Below are 3,845 nucleotides of genomic sequence, written 5' to 3' on the forward strand. Positions count from 1 at the left end.
GGTCTACTGGGCGGGAGTGGGGAGCTGGACGGCGGTGTTCTTCCAGGGGCGTGGGCCGCTGCCGCGCTTGCGGGAGCGCCAGGCGATGCCGACATTGGCCTGGCCGGTGGTTATGGCGGAGGCGAGGTGGGCGACGGTCGCGCAGGAACCGCCGCCGCCGTAGCCGACCTTGCTGAAGAAGGTGACGTCACCGGCGCCGATGGCCTTGGCGACCTCGACCTCGTCGGTCTCCTCCATCGTGTACGAGGCGAAGGCGTCGACCTCGGACGGGGCGATGCCCGCGTCGTCGAGGGCGGCGAGGATCGCGCGGCAGGCCAGCGTCTTCTCGGGTTCGGCCAGGTGTCTGGCGAAGGGGGTCTGGCCGATCCCGACTATCGCTGTTGCGTCCTTGAGTGAGGCCATGGGCGGCGGCACCTCCGCGAGATCGCGAGCCGTGGGACCCGGTCGTCCCCAGTGCTGACAGTGCGTCAGGCTAGCGGTAATCTGACGGGTAGTCAGCAATGTGGGAGGCTTGCGATGCGCGGCGACCTGGAGTGGGGCAGCATCCCGGGGCTGGTAGGGGCGGCCGCCGAGCGGTACGGCGACCGGGAGGCGGTCGTCGAGGGCCGCACCCGTGTCTCGTACGAGGAGCTGGGCGCCCGCGTGGCACGGGCCGCCGCGGCCTGCCTGGCGAACGGCGTCGAACCCGGCGACCGCGTCGCCGTCTGGGCCCCGAACACCCTGGACTGGATCGTCTCCGCGCTCGGCGCGGTCTCGGCGGGCGGCGTCCTCGTACCGCTGAACACCCGCTTCAAGGGCACGGAGGCCGCCTATGTGCTGCACCGCAGCCGCGCGAAGCTCCTCTTCGTCACCGGCACCTTCCTCGGCACCTCGTACGTGGCGTCGCTGCGCCGTGCGGCGGCCGAGGGCGCGGGGACGGGTCCGCTGCCGGGGCTGCCGCACCTGGCGCAGGTGGTGGTGCTCTCGGACGACGCCCCGGAGAACTTCCGCACCTGGAAGGAGTTCCTGGCGAGCGGCGACGGCGTGGACACGGGCGCGGTGCGCGCGCGGGCGGCGGCGGTCGAGGGCTCGGCGCCCTCGGACATCATCTTCACCTCCGGCACGACGGGCCGCCCCAAGGGCGCCGTCATCACCCACGCCCAGACCCTGCGCTGCTACGACGTGTGGAGCGAGCTCGCCGGACTGCGCGAGGGCGACCGCTACCTCATCGTGAACCCCTTCTTCCACACCTTCGGCTACAAGGCGGGCATCATCGCCTGCCTCACGCGCGGGGCGACGATGATCCCGCAGCCGGTCTTCAACGTGGACACCGTGCTCGCCAACGTGGCCGCCGAACGCATCTCGGTGCTCCCGGGCCCGCCCACCCTCCACCAGGCGGTCCTCGACCACCCCGCGCGGTGGAAGCACGACCTCTCCGCGCTGCGGCTCGTGGTGACGGGCGCGGCGGTCGTGCCGCTCCGGCTCGTCGAACGGCTCCGCGGCGAGCTGGGGGTGGGCACCGTCCTCACCGCCTACGGGCTCTCCGAGGCGAGCGGCATCGTCACGATGTGCCGCCGCGGCGACCCGGCCGAGGTCATCGCGCGGACCTCGGGCCGTGCCATCCCCGGTACGGAGATCCGGGTGGTCTCCGGGCGGGGCGACACGCTCCCGCCCGGCCGTCCCGGCGAGATCCTGGTCCGCGGCCACCACGTCATGAGCGGCTACTTCGAGGACCCCGAGGGCACCGCCCGTGCCGTGTCCGCCGACGGCTGGCTGCGCACCGGTGACGTGGGCGTCCTGGACGAGGACGGCAACCTCCGCATCACCGACCGGATCAAGGACATGTTCATCGTCGGCGGCTTCAACGCCTACCCCGCCGAGATAGAGCAGCTCATCGGGCTCCATCCGGACGTGGCGGACGTCGCCGTGATCGGCGTGCCCGACGCGCGGCTCGGCGAGGTCGGCCGGGCGTACGTGGTGCGGCGCCCCGGCGCCGTGGTGACGGCGGACGACCTGATCGCCTGGTCACGGCGGGAGATGGCGAACTACAAGGTGCCGAGGGGCGTCGAGTTCGTCGCCGAACTGCCGAGGAACGCGAGCGGGAAAGTGGTCAAGGGAGAGCTGCGGGCGGGGCTTTCGACCGGCCCGGCGCAGGCCTAGGCGTCGCCGCCGGGCTCGACGAAGGCCTCGCGCTCGGCCGCGCTGCGCTCCACGCAGAACTCGTTGCCCTCCGGGTCGGTGAGGGTGACCCAGCCGCGGCCGTCGGGCCGCCGCTGGTCGTCGTGGACCTTGGCGCCGAGGGCGAGAATCCGCTCCACCTCCGCGTCACGGCCGCGGTCCTGCGGCTGGAGGTCGACGTGTACGCGGTTCTTGACACTCTTGGTGTCCGGCACGGTCACGAAGAGCAGCGTGAGGCCCTCCGACCTGACCAGGGCCTCGGGGTCCCCGGGGACGTCGTCGTCGGAGAGCGAACCGTCGAGGACCTCGGCCCAGAAGGTGGCCTGGCGGTAGGCGTCGTGGCAGTCGAAGGTGAGATGGCGCACAAGAGAAGTCATGCGCGGCACTATCCGGCGCGGCGACGCCCCCTGTCCACGCATTTGCGGTGCCGCCAAGGCCCTAGTGACCGCTGAGAGGTTCCAGGCACCCGGACTCCATGAAGCGCCCGTTCGTCTTGACCTCGAAGTTGGTCTTCTGGATCCAGCCGGTGACGCACGCGTCGTCCCCCACGTACAGCCCGATCCTGGCGCCTTCGGGAGTGACGTAGTCGTCCTCCTCGTACCGCCCGGTCATCTCCTGCACCTCAAGCGTTCCGCCGAGCAGGCGGCCCGCGGCGCTCACCTTCCTGGCCTTGTAGCCCAGCTCCCCGGTGAGCGCGCCGCGCACGCTCTCCGGGTCCCACTTCTTGCGCTCCCAGAGCCGCTTGAGCACGGGCCGCATCCGGGCGGCCTCGCGTTCGGCGGCCCGCTCCTCGGCGGCCGGCATGTCGCCGGGGCGGCGGTAGGCGTTGTTCTCCCGCTCGTGCGGGGCGCCGTCGACGACTCCGGGTTCCACGTACGGGGAGGCGCCGGGGGCGGCCGACGCGGTGGACGGCTTGCTCGGCGGTACGTCGTCACTCGTACCGACGACGGAGCCGGGCAGGCCTTCCGTGCGGCAGCCGGTGAGGGGCAGCAGCAGGGCGCCGAGGAGAAGGCCGCAGGCGGCGGCACGGTGTCTTCGGGACCGGGGGTGCCGGTCGCGCGTCGAGGTGACCATGCGGACGACTCTGCCACGGAGGGCGGCGGCCGGGGAGACGACCTGTCGCCCGGCGCCGCAACGGCCGCGTGTTGCCACCCGTTCCGCCGCGTCCGCCCGCCGGGGTCCCATGGGTGAGGTCAGCCGCGCGGGGGCGCCGGGATGTGGCTGTCGCCCAGCGGGGCGACGGGGATGTGGCTGTCGCCGTGGAGGGTGGCCCGGCCGTCCCGCGGCGGCGCCGGGACGTGGCTGTCGGCCAGTGCCGTGGACGCGGCCGCCCCCGTGGCCGCCACGGCGAGGGCGAGGGTGACGATCATCTTCGTGGTGCGGTTCATGGCAACTCCTGAGAGGCGATGGGCACTTGCTGCCCGCGAGCGTAACGACGCCTCGGCTGAATGTTCGATTCCGCCGAACGGCCGGGTGTGGCCCGTGCCCGGACATGCGTCGGCCGCGACGGCTCCCCCTCCGCGCCGCCGCGGCCGACCCCCGTCGGGAAAGAGGTCTTCAGGCGTCCTTGGCCGGCGGGGCGGGCATGTGGCTGTCGCCCTGCGTGGTGGCCTGGCCGTCCTTGGGCGGGGCGGGCATGTGGCTGTCGCCCTGCGTCGTGGCCTTGCCGTCCTTGGGCGGGGCCGGCA

Annotated in this window: 4 protein-coding genes and 1 pseudogene; 1 reads left to right on the forward strand and 4 read right to left on the reverse strand. The window is 73.0% G+C overall.

What is annotated here, in order from left to right:
* Nucleotides 1-6 precede the first annotated feature (6 nt).
* Nucleotides 7-402, reverse strand: a pseudogene (locus AB8Z36_RS33365) (lipid-transfer protein); the annotation flags it as partial.
* A 114-nt stretch (nt 403-516) separates the two neighbouring features.
* Between AB8Z36_RS33365 and AB8Z36_RS33370 the strand changes: the two are divergent.
* Nucleotides 517-2,139 carry a FadD3 family acyl-CoA ligase gene (locus tag AB8Z36_RS33370; RefSeq protein WP_369217131.1) on the forward strand — a complete coding sequence of 541 codons (1,623 nt, stop codon included), beginning with the start codon at nt 517-519 and terminating at the stop codon, nt 2,137-2,139.
* Here the strand turns inward: AB8Z36_RS33370 and AB8Z36_RS33375 are convergent.
* The 3 genes from AB8Z36_RS33375 to AB8Z36_RS33385 form a co-directional block, all read right to left on the reverse strand.
* Nucleotides 2,136-2,534: a VOC family protein gene (locus AB8Z36_RS33375; protein WP_369217132.1), complete on the reverse strand. Its 399-nt coding sequence runs from the start codon at nt 2,532-2,534 to the stop codon at nt 2,136-2,138. The genes AB8Z36_RS33370 and AB8Z36_RS33375 overlap by 4 nt on opposite strands.
* Before the next feature lie 61 nt (nt 2,535-2,595).
* On the reverse strand, nt 2,596-3,231 hold the full coding sequence (locus AB8Z36_RS33380) for a hypothetical protein (protein WP_369217133.1): 636 nt from the start codon (nt 3,229-3,231) through the stop codon (nt 2,596-2,598).
* 119 nt (nt 3,232-3,350) lie between these two features.
* A complete protein-coding gene (locus AB8Z36_RS33385; RefSeq protein ID WP_369217134.1) occupies nt 3,351-3,545 on the reverse strand; it encodes a hypothetical protein in 195 nt (64 codons plus the stop codon).
* Nucleotides 3,546-3,845 lie beyond the last annotated feature (300 nt).

Source organism: Streptomyces flavofungini, from assembly GCF_041028215.1.
Lineage (GTDB): Bacteria > Actinomycetota > Actinomycetes > Streptomycetales > Streptomycetaceae > Streptomyces > Streptomyces flavofungini_B.